This window comes from Parasediminibacterium sp. HNIBRBA5674 (assembly GCF_056745525.1).
Genome location: NZ_JBQWIE010000021.1, coordinates 1 through 15,641, shown reverse-complemented (window position 1 = coordinate 15,641; position 15,641 = coordinate 1). Strand labels below are relative to the sequence as shown.

The following is a 15,641-nucleotide window of genomic DNA, read 5'->3' as shown; positions in this document are numbered from 1 at the left end:
GATCTGTTTGGTGCAGTGTATACTATTTTCATTTTTGTTTAGAAAGTTTTTTTAGAATAAATACTAATATTAATAATGGATAGATAAAACTTATGAATGCAAAAAAAGCTCGAAAGCCCCAAAATGAAAGAAATACACTCATCCCTAAAACACCTATTGACACAGGATTTTCACGCCTTGCATAATAAAATATTCCATCCAAAAACAATAAGATAATCCCATAAGTAAGTGCATAAATTAATATTCCCCAAAAACCAGCAGCTATAAATGCTTCCCCCACAATAGAGAATGATAAACTTAACGTTCCCATAACTAAGGGGCCATCATTTATAAACCCACCGATTGAAACATCTGCTATGTCACCATTGCCGCCAACAAAGGGTTTACCAGGCCATATAACTCTAGGTATTGGGTTTAATATAACAGCAAAAAAACTATTGAAGCCACCGTGAGGATACTTACTAGGATAATACTTAAAAATAAGTGACATTAAATACATATTATTATCCCTATGAGTTTTTGTAGGATCAAAACTAGTAATGTCTTTCAAACCTTCTTTAGCAACAACTTCTTGTGGCTTGAAAAATACATCTAATATATTTCCTCTAAACCGTTCTTGAATTTCCATCCCCGCTATTATTATAAAAAACAACGTTATTGCAACAGACCAAAATTTAAGCCCTTTATCCCAATTATAATAAAAAAGAAAGAAGAAAACTGGACCAGCTACAAAAAGTGTAATTCCTCTAGAGCCACTCAAAAAAACATTAAATACAACTAACACGCCAAGTAATAGAGGGGCAATTGCATTAACCGATTTTTTATTTTCATTAGCAGTAAACGCTACAGTTCCAAACAAAGGTACGAGTTGCCAAATCCAATTAAAAGGCAACATTAAAGAGCCTGAATCACCTACATTATTTAATACTAATAATCCACCCGCTGCCCCACCCCCATCGCCTCCTCTTCCAGCAGTCATTGCCGTCCATAATGTATTTAATGAGCCATAATAAAATGCAAAAACAGCCAAAGGAACAAAAAAGAATATATATGTAAATATAGAATAGGTTTTAGGATCTATTTTTATTTTAGTGAAAAAATGAAAAAAATTTCGTGAAAACTTAGAAACATCGCCCAACAGAGAAGAATAGATCATGTTGACAAATCCTAAAAAAATAGATGTCCAAAAAAAAGACACCATTCTTTCTACTGCAGGTGTATAGACATATGCATCATAGCCAGGTAATACCGCTTCTAAGTATAACCACCAAATTGGGGATATGTTAAAAATACAAATGCAACTAAAAAGCAATGCAAAATCTTTATTTCTAATAACGTAAACAATTGGAATTAATGCTAGCGTAATTGCCAACAAGCCACAAGCCAAGGCTACGTTATTGCTATTTGGAAAAAGAGTAAAACATAATGCGTATATTATGCTAGATATAAATTGATATCTCGTACAAATTTTAGCAATAAATTTAAGTTGGATACTATTTGTAATAGCATTATAGTCAAATCTTCTAGTCACTTCTTTATGGGGCATTAAATTGGGCATTATTATTTTAATACTTCTATCCATTTACTAGATAAAGCAGAGTTTGAAAACCATTTTTTATATGCTGACCTAGCCCTACTTCTTTGTTCTATATTAGGAATTTTTAGATTAGCAAGAAAATCAAGTAGATTTATTTCATTTACTAGACTTACTGAATCATAAAAGTCATCGTTAAGTATTGGTTGATTAAATGCTATTGTTCCGCCACCAGTTGTTGATATTACAGAAACCCCAAATGAAAGCGCCTCTAAAATTACTGTTGGTAACCCTTCATGATCGCCAATTGAAGGAACTACCAAATAGTCTATGCTTTTAAAAAAATTAGGTAATACAACATCTCTATCAGTCGGTGAGAAACTTCCAAAATAATTAATATTAATACTAGATTCTGCATGACTCCTAACTTGATTTTCTAGCTCACCACCACCTAATATTTTAAGTTCAGCATGTTGCATATGTTGATCCCAAATATTGAGAAGTAAAAGAATTCCTTTTGATTTTTTTAAACTTCCAATAAATCCAAATGATACTATTTGATCATTATTTCTGTTTATTGTCTCATAAGTAACATTTAACTCACTAAATTGGGGTAACCAAACACAAGGAAGCCTGCTACTAATTTTCTGGGAAAAAGGCTCTAATGAGGCAGGAGAAATTACAATAACCTTTGTAAAAAAATATATCGTTTTTCCCAACTTTCTTAAAGGTACTAAATTTTGATCGTGGGTTATAAAATAGTAAATTTTATGTCTAAATCCACCCAAAAAAGCAATTAAAGGCGCCATTAGCCCCATACCAATTGAAATAAAATTTTTATCCCTGTCTTTTTTAAGTCTAATCCTTATGATATAAAATAATAATTGGATGAAGCTATAACTACTTCTGGTAGATAAAACAAAAACATTACAATGTATCTGTTTTAGATTTTCTATAACAATATAATTTATACCATGATCATTTTGATTTCTAACTATTACAGTAACATTGTAGCCACATTGCTTAAAGAATTTGGCTAATGACAAGGTAATTGTTGAGTTACCACCTACGACAGGTAAAGTTGAATATAGAACAATTAATTTCATTCTTTGACTTTAAATACTATTTGAAATATTGTGTTTTAAATTTTCGGCAATTCATACCAAAAACTAATTTTGAGGACTGATTATAATAACTCACATTTAGTAAATATTGTTTTAATTTGCCAAAATGCAAAAAAAACTGAACAGGCAAGCATTATTATACCATAAAAAAGTGGTAAAAATTGTAAGCCATTATTCATGAATTTTAAAACTAAAAAACCAAAAATAACTTTGGCAATACCAAAGCCCAAAGTATAACCAAATCTTGCCTCAATTTTACCTGCTGCATTAATAAAAGTAGCTAGCACATTATCTATACATGCTACCAAAGCGTAAAAGCCAAAACCAAATGCCATTGCAAATGTGGGTATGCCTACAGAACCATGTGACCAAAGTTTCACAAACCAGTTACCAAAAAAAATAAGAAATAGCGTAAAGCACACAGCCATTAATACAGAATAAAGTAACGTTTTATTTAGATACGATTTTATAGAATTAATTTGAGAATTCGCATAAAAACCTGTTAAAACCGGCCACAATGGTCTTAACCAAATATTTTGAATTTGTATAAAATTAATGAATAAAGAAGCTGGTATTATATACAAAGGCACATTGCTAGCGCCTAACATAAACCCAATTAATAAGGCGTCACTTTGCAATATCAACAATTCGCCAATGGTAGTTAAAAAGAAGAAAGCACCTTTAGAAAGTAGCTGCTTTTTATCTTTAGCATTAGGTTCTTCTACTTTTATACTATAACCAAACTTCCTAAATGCTAAAAATGTTGATAAAGAAGATCCAGCCGCTAAAGCAAACAAAGAACATAGCACCAACGCAAAAAGTGAATTCCAATGAAATAAAACCGCAATTAACAAAATTATGAAAGAAAGTATACTTGATAATAAATCAAAAATTGGTGGCATTACTAATTTTCCGTGAACATTGTACAGAACTATCCCGACCTTGGAAGGCAAACTAAATCCAAAACTAATTAAGCAAAAAATTAACGCTAACTTAACTTCAGAAGCAATTTCAGGCTTTACTTTCAACCAAGTGGCAATAGGAGCAAAAATCGTACTAACAGAAAATACAAGAGCTACTGTTACCCCTATATAAAATAAAAATTTAGTCCCGAAAATCAATATTGCTTCCGCACGTTTCTTGTACCCTTTCGCTTCTAGCTCTATCATCATGTTTTGTAATGCAGAAGGTACTCCCAAATCAGACATTGATAACCAGCCAATAATAGATAATATTATCAACCACGCACCATATCTATCTTTGGAAATAATACTTAATGTTAATGGCAGCGATAAAAATCTAATTCCAATCGTAGAAACCCTAGCTATCAAACCCAAAAAAGTGGCTGATAATAATTTAGACGTCGTTGTATCTTTCAAAGTAACATAATAATTTAAAGTTCTTTTGGTCGCAATTTTGTTATAGGCAACTCAAAATATTTGTAGAGAAATCTAGAAACTAAAAGTGTAATGATTAAAGCTGTAATTTTTGATAAAACATTCATTAAAATATTTTCTCGAAAAGTATCAAATATTTTATATACTAAGAAAAGAATAGGTATGTGGCTTAGATATAAAGAATAAGACCATAAACTGATATTTTCTACAAATTTTCTAAACCATTCAAAATTATTTTTTGGTTGAGGTAACAAATTAATAGTTGGCAAACAAATAGAGAATGCCAAGGGAGTTATAGTTAAGTATATAATACTTTTAGTTGTTAATTGAGTTACTCCATTTGGATTTAAAAAAAGAATATAACAAAAAGAACATAATAAAAAACTAGCTCCAACTGAAAATCCAATTTTGTACAGTAACTGATTGTTTTTTAAATTCATACTTATTAAAGCTACCAATACCCCCCCAGCAATTGCATCTAATCTTGCGAGCGTAATCTCCCGTAAAGATTGTACATTATTAATAGTATATATTTTCATAATAAAAGAAAAGAAATAAAAGATTAAAATTGTAAAAAATAATGAAAATCTAGAAGATAATTTTATTAATTTAAAAATAAAAAAAACTAAAGGAAAAAGTAAATAAAACCACTCCTCCACACACAAACTCCATGAAACTCTGTAAAAAGTCGAAACCTCAGATAATAATCCCTGACCGAAATAAACATATTTAATTATAACTAACCAAGACGGCAAATCATCAGTGACTAAATTATGAAAAAAAAACATCACAAAGAAAAACAAAAAATAGTTGGGTAGAGTACGAAACCATCTTCTAAGCCAAAAGTTAACAATTTTTTTAAAAGTAAGATTAGCAGTAGTTCCAAGGCTGCGCCAAATTATTTGTCCAATTAAATAACCACTTAAGGCAAAAAATAATTCGACACCCCAAAAACCTAAAAAATCAACTTTTTTAATAAAATGAGCTGCTAATACCATTAAAACGGCAATTGCTCTTGATAAATCTAGCCCAAAACTTCTATTCATTTATTTATATTATCTATCATTAAAATCCCTCAAAAAATATCTGATATCTGCAACGAGACATAAAATGACCCAGAAAAAAGATTTCAATTTTATTACAATACTCGTAAGTTTCCTATGGTGCAATACGAGTGCCTCTTGCTCAATTAATTCAGTTCCAAATCTTAATAAAATTGGGTTCAATGGCCACGAAAAGCAAGCTTGCTTAAGACGTTTAGTGTACGACATATAAGAAATATCAAGCCTGTGTACAACATCCCTCGCTGTTATTCCCTTAGTCCTTATATATGTATCAGTCACACTACGCAAATGCTGCATTGTTTCTATTGATACAAACCCCTTTCTATGCATCGAAGAAGTTACATTGCCCGGAGATAATCTTATATATGTATTGACCTTTGACAACAATAATATATTAGACATATACAGATATGATGCTAAAAAGGATTGATCTGGCAAGAATCTTGAATTTATAGGAAAACTAATGGATGACCTCTTAAAAATTAAAGCACTCATATGACATGCATTAGTAGTAGAAAGTATATAGTTTTTTATATTATCTGTCAAGGAGTTATAGAAATTAAACTTCTCTTTCTTCTGTATTAATTCATTTGGTTCTATGGTATAAATTGAAGTTCCTGTTTGAAAAAAATGATGCGCTGTTAATACAATTGAGGATCCAGTATTTTTTTGCAACGCACTTAGTGCATCTTCTAAATAGGTATTTACCCACACATCGTCATCGTGTAAAAAAGCAAAATATGTTGAATCGCCAATGCTCAAACAATATTGCCAATTTTCAATTTGCGAAATTCTTTTTTTAACCCTAATATATTTTATTAAATCAGAATTTGATTCATCAACAATATCTTTATATACGTTTGTATTTATCGAATTATCTACTACATATATACACCTAGGCAACATAGTCTGATTTAACACAGAAACCAACGCTTCTTTAAAATAGATTGCATTACCAGCACATGGCATTACTACGTCTACATCTAAAATATTCATATAAAAGAGTAACTGGTTTTATATTTGAATGTTAGCTAAGTTATGTCAGTTGAACCCATTATTATTCTCTAAGAATAAATCATTTATAGCTAGTTACTAAAATATATAAATATTAAAATATGCAAAGAGGATAGTCTAAACTATAAAACAAACTAACTAATCACTTATTTTGAAATTAAAAGGAATAGTATCCTCAGGTGTAAATAACTGGTCTGTATAGGCCAATAGTAAAAACTCATCAACTTCACTCGTATTTACAAAAACATGTGCAATATTATTTGGAACAAATACCATTTGAGGAATATCAGCACTAAGATAGATACTTAGTTTCTCATTATCGCTTATATCTTCAAGATCTAATCTACACTGGCCTTGTAAGAGAATAAACCATTCGTTAGCTTTTGGGTGATAATGTCCACCTTTTGCCTCTTTTTTTTTAGCAGATGTAATGTATATTTCACCTGTATATAAAGGCAAAAAATCCTCTTTTCCAGTTAAAACTTTTAAAAAATATCCTCTAGAATCTGCTATTAATTTTCTAGGAATTAGTTTTATTTTAGTTTGTATACTCATAAATAATCTATAATCCCATCTTTTAATGAAGTTCCAAGTACAAAATTGGGTATATATTGTTGCAATTTAGCAGAATTAAGTGCTAAATATTTCATACTTTCATCTCTAGTATTTAACGTACCTAGAAATAATGATGAATCTTTATCATATAAAGTAAATATTTCATTTATTAAATCAGCTATTTTTATAGGTTTTTCGCCAACACAATTATATAAACCAGATTCAAAAAGATTTTCTACAACTATCATTATAAGTTTTACTACGTCATTACAATGTAAATATTGGCGGACTTGTTGTCCTGAACTTAATTTAAGGGGTAAGTCATTTTTTAAAGCATGTATGATATAAGGGATTAACCTATTCTGATTTTCTTTTGAACCATAAATTGTTGGCAATATAAAATGCCAATGAGAAATCGATATCAACCCACTTGATATAAATCTACTAAAAACTCTCTTTGAAGAACAATAATGGTTAGGCACTTCTTTTGTACTACTTATTACTTCTTCTTCTGTATAAGAATGGGGGTTATTATTATTACCTATTTCAAAATAAGATCCAAAGCTAATCCATTTGCCTTTAAAAGATATTTTCTCAAGGAATGTGATAATACGAATTGGTAAAAAAGTATTTATTTCGTATATAATTGAAGTATCAATTTTTTGTCCACTTTGAACCCCAGCTGCTGCACAATAAACTATTAAATCCGAATTTGATAATAAATCAAAATCTAATTCTTTTGACGGATAATTAAAATATATAAATTGATTCGGGACAGTTAATTTGTCACGGCTAAATGGGGTTCTACCGAAAAGAAACAATTCAATATTTTCAAGTTTGTTTAAAGAATCGATTAAATAACTAGCTAACATCGAATTCGCACCAATTATAGAAACTTTCATTTTTAATTAAATTTATGTTGTTTATCAATTAAAATAAAATAGTTATAACTAAGCCCATTTTAAATTTTTTAACAAGGCTTTTGCAATATAATTATCTATTTGATTGCTTCGTTTTTTATATAGTTCACCGCTTGATTCAAACTCGTCTTTATACCCTTCTAAAGTAAAGCTTACTGTCTCATCAAACGTTAACGAAGGCCTCCATTGTAACAAATTCACAGCTTTAGAAATATCCAATTTTAGCAATGTCGCTTCATGCGGCTTTTCCAAATTCTCGGGTATAGTGTACCCGCCTTTACTATCTACCTCTAAAATTTTATCAATTAACTCCTTTACCGAAAAATTAGCAGTATCCTCTGGCCCAAAATTCCACCCACCCGAATATTTACGTCCCTCTAACCACAATTTGGCTCCAAGATTCAAATACCCACTCAAGGGTTCTAGTACATGTTCCCATGGTCTGGTGGCGTATGGGTTACGAATAAACAACTTGTCATTCTCCTTATAAGCTCTAAAATAATCCGGTATAATCCTGTCCTTTGCCCAATCACCACCACCTATCACATTACCAGCTCTAGCACTTGCAACAACACAAGTCCCTTCTCTACTAAAAAAAGAGTGTATATACGACGCTGTAATCAATTCTGAACAACCTTTGCTAGCACTATAAGGGTCTTTGCCACCCATAGGGTCATTTTCTCTGTAACCCCACACCCATTCTTTATTATCATAACACTTATCACTTGTAACATTAATAGCCACTTTTACAGATGGTGTACTACGTACAGCTTCAAAAAAATTAACTGCTCCCATCAAGTTCGATTCAAAAGTGCCATGTGGGTCATCATAAGATAACAATACCAAAGGTTGAGCCGCCAAGTGGAAAGCTACATCAGGTTGTACTTGTTCAAAATAGGCTTTTAAACCTACTCTATCTCGCACATCACCTTCATGGTGATGCATTCGATTAGCCAAACCTGTCGTCACAAAATTATCGGCATCACTGTATGGCGGTAAGGAATAGCCATAAACATCTGCACCAAGTTTTTGCAACCAAATGCATAGCCAAGAACCTTTAAAACCTGTGTGGCCCGTAACCAATACTTTTTTCCCTTGATATATATTCCAGAATGACATATTGAATAATTAATTGTGAAACATTAAATGATAATTACTAATTGTTAATTAAAATTACTACCAAATTTTCCATTTCGCATTACCACTACTCCAAAGTTGCTCTAATTCTATTCTGTCTCTTAATGCATCCATAGGCTTCCAAAAACCGTGGTGCTTATAAGCTGCGAGCTGCCCATCATCAGCTATGTCTATCAAAGGTTTTTTCTCCCATTGTATATCATCCATATGGCCTTCCAAATACTTAAATATACCTGGCTCTAATACAAAAAATCCGCCATTTATCCACATGCCATCACCCTGTGGCTTTTCTACAAAATGATCTACATTGCCTGCTGCATCCATTTCAATATTACCAAATCTACCGGGTGTTTGTATAGTTGTTAAAGTAGCTAACCTGCCATGACTTTGGTGAAACTTAACCAATTCAGCAATATTTACATCCGATAAACCATCACCATACGTGAGCATAAAAGTGTCATCCCCAATATATTTTTGTACCCTTTTGATTCTACCCGCAGTATTAGTATTAAGACCAGTATCCACAAGTGTGATTTTAAAAGATTCAGTATTAGAAAAATGAACATCCACTTTGTTTTTTTCTAACTCAATAGTTACGTCTGAATTATACAAATAATAGTTTAAAAAATACTCTTTAATAAGATGCGCTTTATAACCCAAACAAAGTACAAAATCATTATACCCGTATGCCTCGTATATTTTTAATATATGCCACAAAATAGGTTTACCACCAATTTCAACCATAGGTTTTGGTCTAGCTTCAGTTTCTTCCATTAATCTGGTACCTAAACCGCCTGCTAAAATAACTACCTTCATAAATAGTAAATTTTGATTAAAATTATAAAATTATATCTCAAACACAACATTATCTGATACAGGATAGGTGCAACACAATTGGTAGTCGTTAGTTGCTAAATCGCTATGCTTTGGCAAAATTTGCTTTACCGTGTCGCTAATAAGCTTACCATTACATACTGAACAATTACCTGTTTGACAGGAATAAGGCATTTCTAGTAAGGCATCAAGCCCTGCCTCTAAAATACTCTTGCCTTTTACAACTTCTATTGCTTGCGCAACGCCATTATTTTTTACAGTAACTACTTGCGTAACAATATCAATAAAGTCTTTTTCGTCTTTTACCAATTCAAAATCTTCTGAAAATATTTGTGCATAAGGTACAGAACGTTGTTCTAAATCCGCCTTTCCGGAAGATTTTAAACCAGTAGGCCGCAGATATAGTGCAATGTTTTAGTAATAGTATACCCTTGAGACAGTACCTCTAAAACCACAGATGGATCAATTCTATCTTGCACGATAGTGGGCATCTCCTCTGTAACTACCAATTGTGCATAAAAATTCTAGACAGTAAATTGGTTGGGGTAAGCTAAAGCTTCAATCTGCGCTTTAAATATAACCGTACCATGCGTTCTATTACCATATACCAGTGTCACATGCCGATTATTACTTGAACCATTTAAAATTTGTTTCGCCATAGAGTAAGGCGGCGTAATACCACTACCCGCCCCACACAACACGATATTATGGTCTGCATAGTCAATTACTTGAGGAATTACAAAATCACCCATTGGTTCTAATACTTCAACAACATCACCCACTTTTACCACATCACAAATATGGTTAGAAACAATATCATTAGGCACACGTTTAATAGTAACTTCTAAGTATTAATCCACATTGTGTGCAGACGAAATAGACTAAGGGCGCACATAACGCCGACTATTAATTTTAAATACCAAGCTTAAATACTGCCCAATTTCGTATCTAATTTTTTTTAATCCTGGCTGTTTAAAAGCAAGTGTAACCGTATCATCAGTTTCTTGCCTTACCGTCACTACTGTTAAAGTATATGTTTTCATGTATCAATATACTATTAAAGAAAAATTAGTTCCACTAAGATATTGAATTTAAAAATATCAATTAAAATCATTTTTAAAATTCGTATAATCGCCATCCTAATTCGTGTAATTCGTTACAATTCGTGTAATCCAAATCTTAAAATTCGTGAAATCCAAATCTTATTTTCTACTAAACAAGCGCTTTATCCAACTCTTCTTCTTTACATCATCCGTATAGCCATAGCCATAGCCATAGCCATAACCATAACCATAACCATAACCATACCCATAACCCCCGTTTATGCCTCTGGTTTTTAACCCATTAAAAACAACAACAAGATCATTGAATTTCTTTTCTTGGTATAAAGATTTCATAAAAGGCAAATAAGATTTAGGCGTATATGCGTGCCTAACCACATAGATGGTAATTTCAGCATAACCTGCTATTACCATTGAGTCTGATACCAAGCCTATTGGGGGTGAATCCAGAATTACATAATCATACTCTTTTTTTAGACTTTCAATCAAATCACTAAACTGTTTACTACCCAATAATTCAGTAGGGTTCGGTGGTATAGCACCCGCGCTGATGTAGTATAGATTGTCAAAGCCATCTACTTTGTTCTGTATGTCATTAACAGTGGCTTGACCCGATAAAAAATTACTAACACCTTTTAAATTTCTAGAAAAGCCTAGGGCTTCACTAATTTTAGGTTTTCTTAAATCCAATTCCAGTAAAATAGCTCTTTTACCAGTTAGGGCTAAACTGATTGCCAAATTAATACTCACAAAACTTTTTCCGTCACCAGAAATGGATGAAGTAAGCAAAATAACTTTAGATTTATTATCTACAATTCCTACAAAAGATAAATTTGTTCTTAATATACGTATTTGCTCTGCAATGGCACTTCTTTTGCCCTCACGTATCACAATTGTCTCTTTATCCAACCCTTGCATTAACTCACCCACAATTGGTATCGATGTACCTTTTACAATTTCATTTTTAAAAAGAATCTTATAATTAAGGGTTTCTTTTAATAGTAGATATAACACGGGCAAAAGAAAACCCACAACTAAACCAAGTAAATATGTATTTGATTTAATGGGAGATATTGGTATATTATTAGAATTTGCTCGTTCTATTACTTTATTGTCTGCTACTGCAGAAGCGTAACTTAGAGCAGTCTCCTCTCGCTTTTGGAGCAAAAATGTGTAAGTACTATTTTTAATGATGCTTTCCCTACTTATTTTAAGTAGTTGCCGCTCATTAGCAGGTATTTGACCCAAGTCAGAAGAGATGCGCAACGAATTTTGATTATTTTCCTTTTTTGCAATTTGGTAATTAGTCTCTAGGTTAGAAATATTATCGAGAATTTCAGATTTAAGTTTGCTAATTTCAGATTTAATCTGTACTAAGATATCAGATTTTAAACTATTAATTTTTTCAGCACGATTATATTCCAATTGTGATTCTGTCAACTTACTCAGTAAACTTACTAAAAGCGGATTATTTAAATTATTGATTGCAGGCACAACTAAACCGCCTGACTTATTTAATACATAATTACGCAAATCTTTTATAGTAGATAATTGTATATTCAATTCAGAATTATTTTTTTCTACTTCAGCAATATTTTGCAAGTACAATTTTCCTTGAGAACTTAAATCTACGATATTGTTAGCTTGTTTGAATGATTGTATATTATTCTCAACACTATCAAGTTCTTTTGTAACTATTTTTAGTCGTTCAGATAAGAAATTCAGTGTTTTTAATGCTACAGCATTTTTTTCCTCCAATGTATTTAATCGATAAACTTCAAATAATTTATCCAGTATTAATTTACCCTCAACTATATCAATTGTTTGATATTTTACATTTAAAATAGATGATTGTTTATTTGCCAAACTGATATCAATATTGCTAATTAACTTTCTTGCTACGCTTTGACTAGGAAAAACTTCTAACAAATAACTGGCATCTTTAATAGAATTCAAAGAATCTTTTGAGATAAAAAAACTATCAGACCCAATTTTACAAATAGAATTCAAAGGGTATTCTTTTCCATAAACGCTAATTTTCTTTAATCTAGCAAGATATGTAATAGGTACTTCAGATGATGTTCCTTCAATAGAATCAGGATGTAATGCAGTTAAATTAAATGGAAGTTCATTTCTTGGTACATTCAACTTATTTACTCTGCCTTTAACCGATAAATTGTAATATAAGTGTAATTGTTTAACAACACGCTCCATAATTAATGGAGATTTTAAAATCTCAATCTCATTAACTACATTTTTTTTATCCCCTGTCACATTTAAAGCATCAAATAGTTTCGATTGGTCAGATCCCGCTTTATCATCTTTGATAAACAATTTCGCATTAACTACATATAAAGGTGTTGAATAACGTAATAACACAAAGGCACTGCCTATACCCAAAAAAATGGTTATTACGAACAGGGGCCAGAAGGGCAAATAGCTATCTAATGTTTTTTTTAAAAAGCTAGATTCTTCTACTTGTACCAAATCCACATTTGAATCCATTTTCAATTAAATTTATTATTTAAAAAGAGTAAAAATTAATAGAATACTTGTTAGTACAGAAGATACTATAGGAATTAGAATTACAGCTTTTGATGTAGAATATGCTTTTTGTTTTAGCGGTTCCACGTACAATACATCGTTAGGTTGCAAATTATAATATGGCGAATTAAAAATAGAATTGTTCAATATATTAATGCGGTGAGCAATTGAGACATTTTCACTATCACGAATAACTAGTAAATTAGTACGATTGCCAAAATTAGTAATATCCCCACTTTGTCCAAGTGCCTCAAGTATAGTCATTTTTTCATTGGTGGTATATAAAACACCTGGCTTGGCTACTTCACCCAAAACGGTAACTCTATAATTCATAAACCGGATGGTTATAATAGGATCTTTAATATAATCTTTTAGCGAATCTTGTAATTCAATGGTAACTTGTTGTTTAGTTTTACCAGCAACTATTAACCTGCCTACTTTAGGGATAACTACTGATCCGTCCCTTTCCACCAACAAACCCGAAGTAGCAGAAATAGTGGAGTTAGATTGAACACCAGAAACACTATTATTATTAATGGAATTGAACAAGGTAGCTGTTTTTGGATCTGGGCTATTAACAATTACCATAATAATATCGCCTGCTTGAATCTTTGGATTCAAATTGCTGTTATTTACAACAAAGCTCGTGTCTCGTAGTGTTGGAAAATACGCAATGTTTTTATTGGTTACACACGATGAAAAACACAAAAGTAAAATTAACAGTACTGCCCCAAAAAAGCAAGATATACGCCTTTCAATCATAAAAAAAGAGTTAAGGTTAAAAATTATCACAGCTTCGCTACTGTCAGTCACAAATATAAAGTGCTAACATACAAAGTTCGACAGTTAAATTCATGCTAGCAAAACAAAGCGTTAGAAAATTGATTGGTTGCAAGAATATGTTTTTTTTGGATAACATCCAAGTTCTTACCTTATTTTTTGCATTATCCTTATGTTATCACACATTTTGATGTAATTATTGAAATGAACGATAAAACTAAGCATGCCTTATTCTATGAAGGAATTTATAGAAAAGCACAATAATATAAGCATCTGAGAACATTAAATTTTAACCAAAATACCTACTATTAAACCTGTAAATAAGATTGGTATTTATCTAAAAAAATGTTAAAATATAAAACCAATGATCTTTGTGAAATAGTTTAATATATAACTTAGAGCATTATTTTTATTCTAATCCAATATTTGTTAAATATTCTAAAAAAGTATGGCAATGATAACCATGCAAGAACTATTAATAGTTAAAGCAGAAATTCTGCAAGAAATAAGAATTTTAATCACAGACACCCCGCCTAAAATTCCACAACGCCAATGGCTAAAAACTTGGGAAGTAAAAGAAATGCTAGGCATTTCCCTAGGCACATTAAGAAACATGCGTAAAAATAGCAAAATCGAATACACCAAAGTGGGCGGGCTATTGTTATACAACTACCACCACGTAATGCAACTAATCGAAAAAAACAAAAAGCACATAAAGAAACCTATCAAATAGTCACCACGCACTCAACTTGCAGTTCATCAAAACCCAAAACCAATGACCTATAACCAATGACCTATTGCCAATGACCTATAACCAATGACCTATTGCCAATGACCTATAACCAATGACCCATTGCCAATGACCAATGACTTATACCTATGACCAATGACTTATAACCAATGACCTATGACCAATAACCTCCAAAACCAACATTCAGCGCCATCCACAAAATATGCGAAACAAAAACAAAAAGCCCTGATTGCTCAGGGCTTTTACCAAAGCAGGCTATATTATTTTTTCCAGCGTTGTACGATTCGCTGTAAACAAAAAGACACCGCAAAACTTACTGCTGCACCTATCGCAGCTAGTACAGCAGTGCGTACTATCTCTTCGCCCAAATGTGTTACAATGCTCAATAGCGTTCCACCTGCTGTTCCCGCTATGGTACCAATCCTTAGTTTTAAATGCGCTAGCATAATAACTACTTGTTTACCCTACCATTTGTATGGGTGCCATTGTCTACAGTAAGCTGGCTCACAGCGCTTATCACGCCACCTGCTACTGCTATATACCCGGCAGCAGTTACAATAACCGCAGGCAATGCGATAGGTGCAGATACAATAACAGCACTAATACTCGCTAAGGCAAGCCCAATATTGCGTAATGTTTTAAAAAACTTTGGTGTTGGGCTACTAGCCCTTTGTACAATGTTCATAATTGTTGTTTTAAATGATTAATAGATACCCGTCATTGCGAAGAATGAAGCAATCTGCTTTAAGCACCCGTCATTGCGAGGCACAAAGCAATCTGCAATACAGCCGTCTGTTTCTCCAATGTCATGTTGAGGAACGAAACATCTGCCCGTCATTGCGAGGCACAAAGCAATCTGCAATACAGCCGTCTGCTTCTCCAATGTCATGTTGAGGAACGAAACATCTGCCCGTCATTGCGAAGAA

At 32.1% G+C, this 15,641-nt stretch carries 17 protein-coding genes; 1 reads left to right on the top strand and 16 read right to left on the bottom strand.

Annotation, left to right across the window (positions count from 1 at the left end; all coding sequences use genetic code 11):
* Nucleotides 1-28: 28 nt before the first annotated feature.
* The 14 genes from ACT9TX_RS11335 to ACT9TX_RS11270 form a co-directional block, all read right to left on the bottom strand.
* Nucleotides 29-1,582 carry an O-antigen polymerase gene (locus ACT9TX_RS11335; protein ID WP_481338406.1) on the bottom strand — a complete coding sequence of 518 codons (1,554 nt, stop codon included), beginning with the start codon at nt 1,580-1,582 and terminating at the stop codon, nt 29-31.
* Complete coding sequence (locus ACT9TX_RS11330; protein WP_481338405.1) at nt 1,561-2,640, bottom strand: glycosyltransferase family 4 protein; 1,080 nt, start codon at nt 2,638-2,640, stop codon at nt 1,561-1,563. The genes ACT9TX_RS11335 and ACT9TX_RS11330 overlap by 22 nt, the downstream gene beginning before the upstream one ends.
* A gap of 80 nt (nt 2,641-2,720) precedes the next feature.
* Nucleotides 2,721-4,037, bottom strand: a complete 1,317-nt coding sequence (locus ACT9TX_RS11325) for an oligosaccharide flippase family protein (RefSeq protein WP_481338404.1) — start codon at nt 4,035-4,037, stop codon at nt 2,721-2,723.
* A gap of 14 nt (nt 4,038-4,051) precedes the next feature.
* Nucleotides 4,052-5,101 (bottom strand): acyltransferase family protein, encoded by a 1,050-nt coding sequence (locus ACT9TX_RS11320; protein WP_481338403.1) that lies wholly within the window; start codon nt 5,099-5,101, stop codon nt 4,052-4,054.
* A gap of 9 nt (nt 5,102-5,110) precedes the next feature.
* The gene (locus ACT9TX_RS11315) at nt 5,111-6,115 is read right to left on the bottom strand and encodes a glycosyltransferase family A protein (protein WP_481338402.1); all 1,005 of its coding nucleotides are present in this window, start codon (nt 6,113-6,115) and stop codon (nt 5,111-5,113) included.
* A 156-nt stretch (nt 6,116-6,271) separates the two neighbouring features.
* Nucleotides 6,272-6,688 carry a polysaccharide biosynthesis C-terminal domain-containing protein gene (locus ACT9TX_RS11310; protein ID WP_481338401.1) on the bottom strand — a complete coding sequence of 139 codons (417 nt, stop codon included), beginning with the start codon at nt 6,686-6,688 and terminating at the stop codon, nt 6,272-6,274.
* On the bottom strand, nt 6,685-7,590 hold the full coding sequence (locus ACT9TX_RS11305; RefSeq protein ID WP_481338400.1) for an NAD-dependent epimerase/dehydratase family protein: 906 nt from the start codon (nt 7,588-7,590) through the stop codon (nt 6,685-6,687). The genes ACT9TX_RS11310 and ACT9TX_RS11305 overlap by 4 nt, the downstream gene beginning before the upstream one ends.
* A 48-nt stretch (nt 7,591-7,638) precedes the next feature.
* Nucleotides 7,639-8,727, bottom strand: a complete 1,089-nt coding sequence (gene rfbG / locus ACT9TX_RS11300; protein WP_481338399.1) for a CDP-glucose 4,6-dehydratase — start codon at nt 8,725-8,727, stop codon at nt 7,639-7,641.
* 57 nt (nt 8,728-8,784) lie between these two features.
* Nucleotides 8,785-9,561, bottom strand: coding sequence for a glucose-1-phosphate cytidylyltransferase (gene rfbF / locus ACT9TX_RS11295; protein WP_481338398.1), 777 nt, complete (start codon nt 9,559-9,561; stop codon nt 8,785-8,787).
* 30 nt (nt 9,562-9,591) lie between these two features.
* A complete protein-coding gene (locus tag ACT9TX_RS11290) occupies nt 9,592-9,888 on the bottom strand; it encodes a 2Fe-2S iron-sulfur cluster binding domain-containing protein (RefSeq protein ID WP_481338397.1) in 297 nt (98 codons plus the stop codon).
* A gap of 215 nt (nt 9,889-10,103) precedes the next feature.
* The gene (locus tag ACT9TX_RS11285; protein WP_481338396.1) at nt 10,104-10,406 is read right to left on the bottom strand and encodes a ferredoxin reductase domain-containing protein; all 303 of its coding nucleotides are present in this window, start codon (nt 10,404-10,406) and stop codon (nt 10,104-10,106) included.
* A gap of 54 nt (nt 10,407-10,460) precedes the next feature.
* Nucleotides 10,461-10,622: a hypothetical protein gene (locus ACT9TX_RS11280; protein ID WP_481338395.1), complete on the bottom strand. Its 162-nt coding sequence runs from the start codon at nt 10,620-10,622 to the stop codon at nt 10,461-10,463.
* A 159-nt stretch (nt 10,623-10,781) separates the two neighbouring features.
* Nucleotides 10,782-13,145: a GumC family protein gene (locus tag ACT9TX_RS11275; protein ID WP_481338394.1), complete on the bottom strand. Its 2,364-nt coding sequence runs from the start codon at nt 13,143-13,145 to the stop codon at nt 10,782-10,784.
* A 15-nt stretch (nt 13,146-13,160) separates the two neighbouring features.
* Nucleotides 13,161-13,805, bottom strand: coding sequence for a polysaccharide biosynthesis/export family protein (locus ACT9TX_RS11270; protein WP_481338393.1), 645 nt, complete (start codon nt 13,803-13,805; stop codon nt 13,161-13,163).
* Between the two features lie 607 nt (nt 13,806-14,412).
* Here ACT9TX_RS11270 and ACT9TX_RS11265 point away from each other — a divergent pair.
* Nucleotides 14,413-14,697 (top strand): helix-turn-helix domain-containing protein, encoded by a 285-nt coding sequence (locus tag ACT9TX_RS11265; protein ID WP_481338392.1) that lies wholly within the window; start codon nt 14,413-14,415, stop codon nt 14,695-14,697.
* A gap of 278 nt (nt 14,698-14,975) precedes the next feature.
* Here ACT9TX_RS11265 and ACT9TX_RS11260 read toward each other — a convergent pair whose 3' ends face one another.
* Both ACT9TX_RS11260 and ACT9TX_RS11255 read right to left on the bottom strand, forming a co-directional pair.
* Nucleotides 14,976-15,161 carry a hypothetical protein gene (locus ACT9TX_RS11260; RefSeq protein ID WP_481338391.1) on the bottom strand — a complete coding sequence of 62 codons (186 nt, stop codon included), beginning with the start codon at nt 15,159-15,161 and terminating at the stop codon, nt 14,976-14,978.
* A gap of 5 nt (nt 15,162-15,166) precedes the next feature.
* Nucleotides 15,167-15,400 (bottom strand): hypothetical protein, encoded by a 234-nt coding sequence (locus tag ACT9TX_RS11255; RefSeq protein ID WP_481338390.1) that lies wholly within the window; start codon nt 15,398-15,400, stop codon nt 15,167-15,169.
* Nucleotides 15,401-15,641 lie beyond the last annotated feature (241 nt).

Coding starts and splice junctions, on each gene's coding strand:
- rfbF (WP_481338398.1), bottom strand. CDS start 9,561: ATGAAGGTAGTTATTTTAGCAGGCGGTTTAGGTACCAGATTAATGGAA.
- ACT9TX_RS11320 (WP_481338403.1), bottom strand. CDS start 5,101: ATGAATAGAAGTTTTGGGCTAGATTTATCAAGAGCAATTGCCGTTTTA.
- ACT9TX_RS11305 (WP_481338400.1), bottom strand. CDS start 7,590: ATGAAAGTTTCTATAATTGGTGCGAATTCGATGTTAGCTAGTTATTTA.
- ACT9TX_RS11260 (WP_481338391.1), bottom strand. CDS start 15,161: ATGCTAGCGCATTTAAAACTAAGGATTGGTACCATAGCGGGAACAGCA.
- ACT9TX_RS11265 (WP_481338392.1), top strand. CDS start 14,413: ATGGCAATGATAACCATGCAAGAACTATTAATAGTTAAAGCAGAAATT.
- ACT9TX_RS11255 (WP_481338390.1), bottom strand. CDS start 15,400: ATGAACATTGTACAAAGGGCTAGTAGCCCAACACCAAAGTTTTTTAAA.
- rfbG (WP_481338399.1), bottom strand. CDS start 8,727: ATGTCATTCTGGAATATATATCAAGGGAAAAAAGTATTGGTTACGGGC.
- ACT9TX_RS11280 (WP_481338395.1), bottom strand. CDS start 10,622: ATGAAAACATATACTTTAACAGTAGTGACGGTAAGGCAAGAAACTGAT.
- ACT9TX_RS11275 (WP_481338394.1), bottom strand. CDS start 13,145: ATGGATTCAAATGTGGATTTGGTACAAGTAGAAGAATCTAGCTTTTTA.
- ACT9TX_RS11335 (WP_481338406.1), bottom strand. CDS start 1,582: ATGGATAGAAGTATTAAAATAATAATGCCCAATTTAATGCCCCATAAA.
- ACT9TX_RS11315 (WP_481338402.1), bottom strand. CDS start 6,115: ATGAATATTTTAGATGTAGACGTAGTAATGCCATGTGCTGGTAATGCA.
- ACT9TX_RS11310 (WP_481338401.1), bottom strand. CDS start 6,688: ATGAGTATACAAACTAAAATAAAACTAATTCCTAGAAAATTAATAGCA.
- ACT9TX_RS11330 (WP_481338405.1), bottom strand. CDS start 2,640: ATGAAATTAATTGTTCTATATTCAACTTTACCTGTCGTAGGTGGTAAC.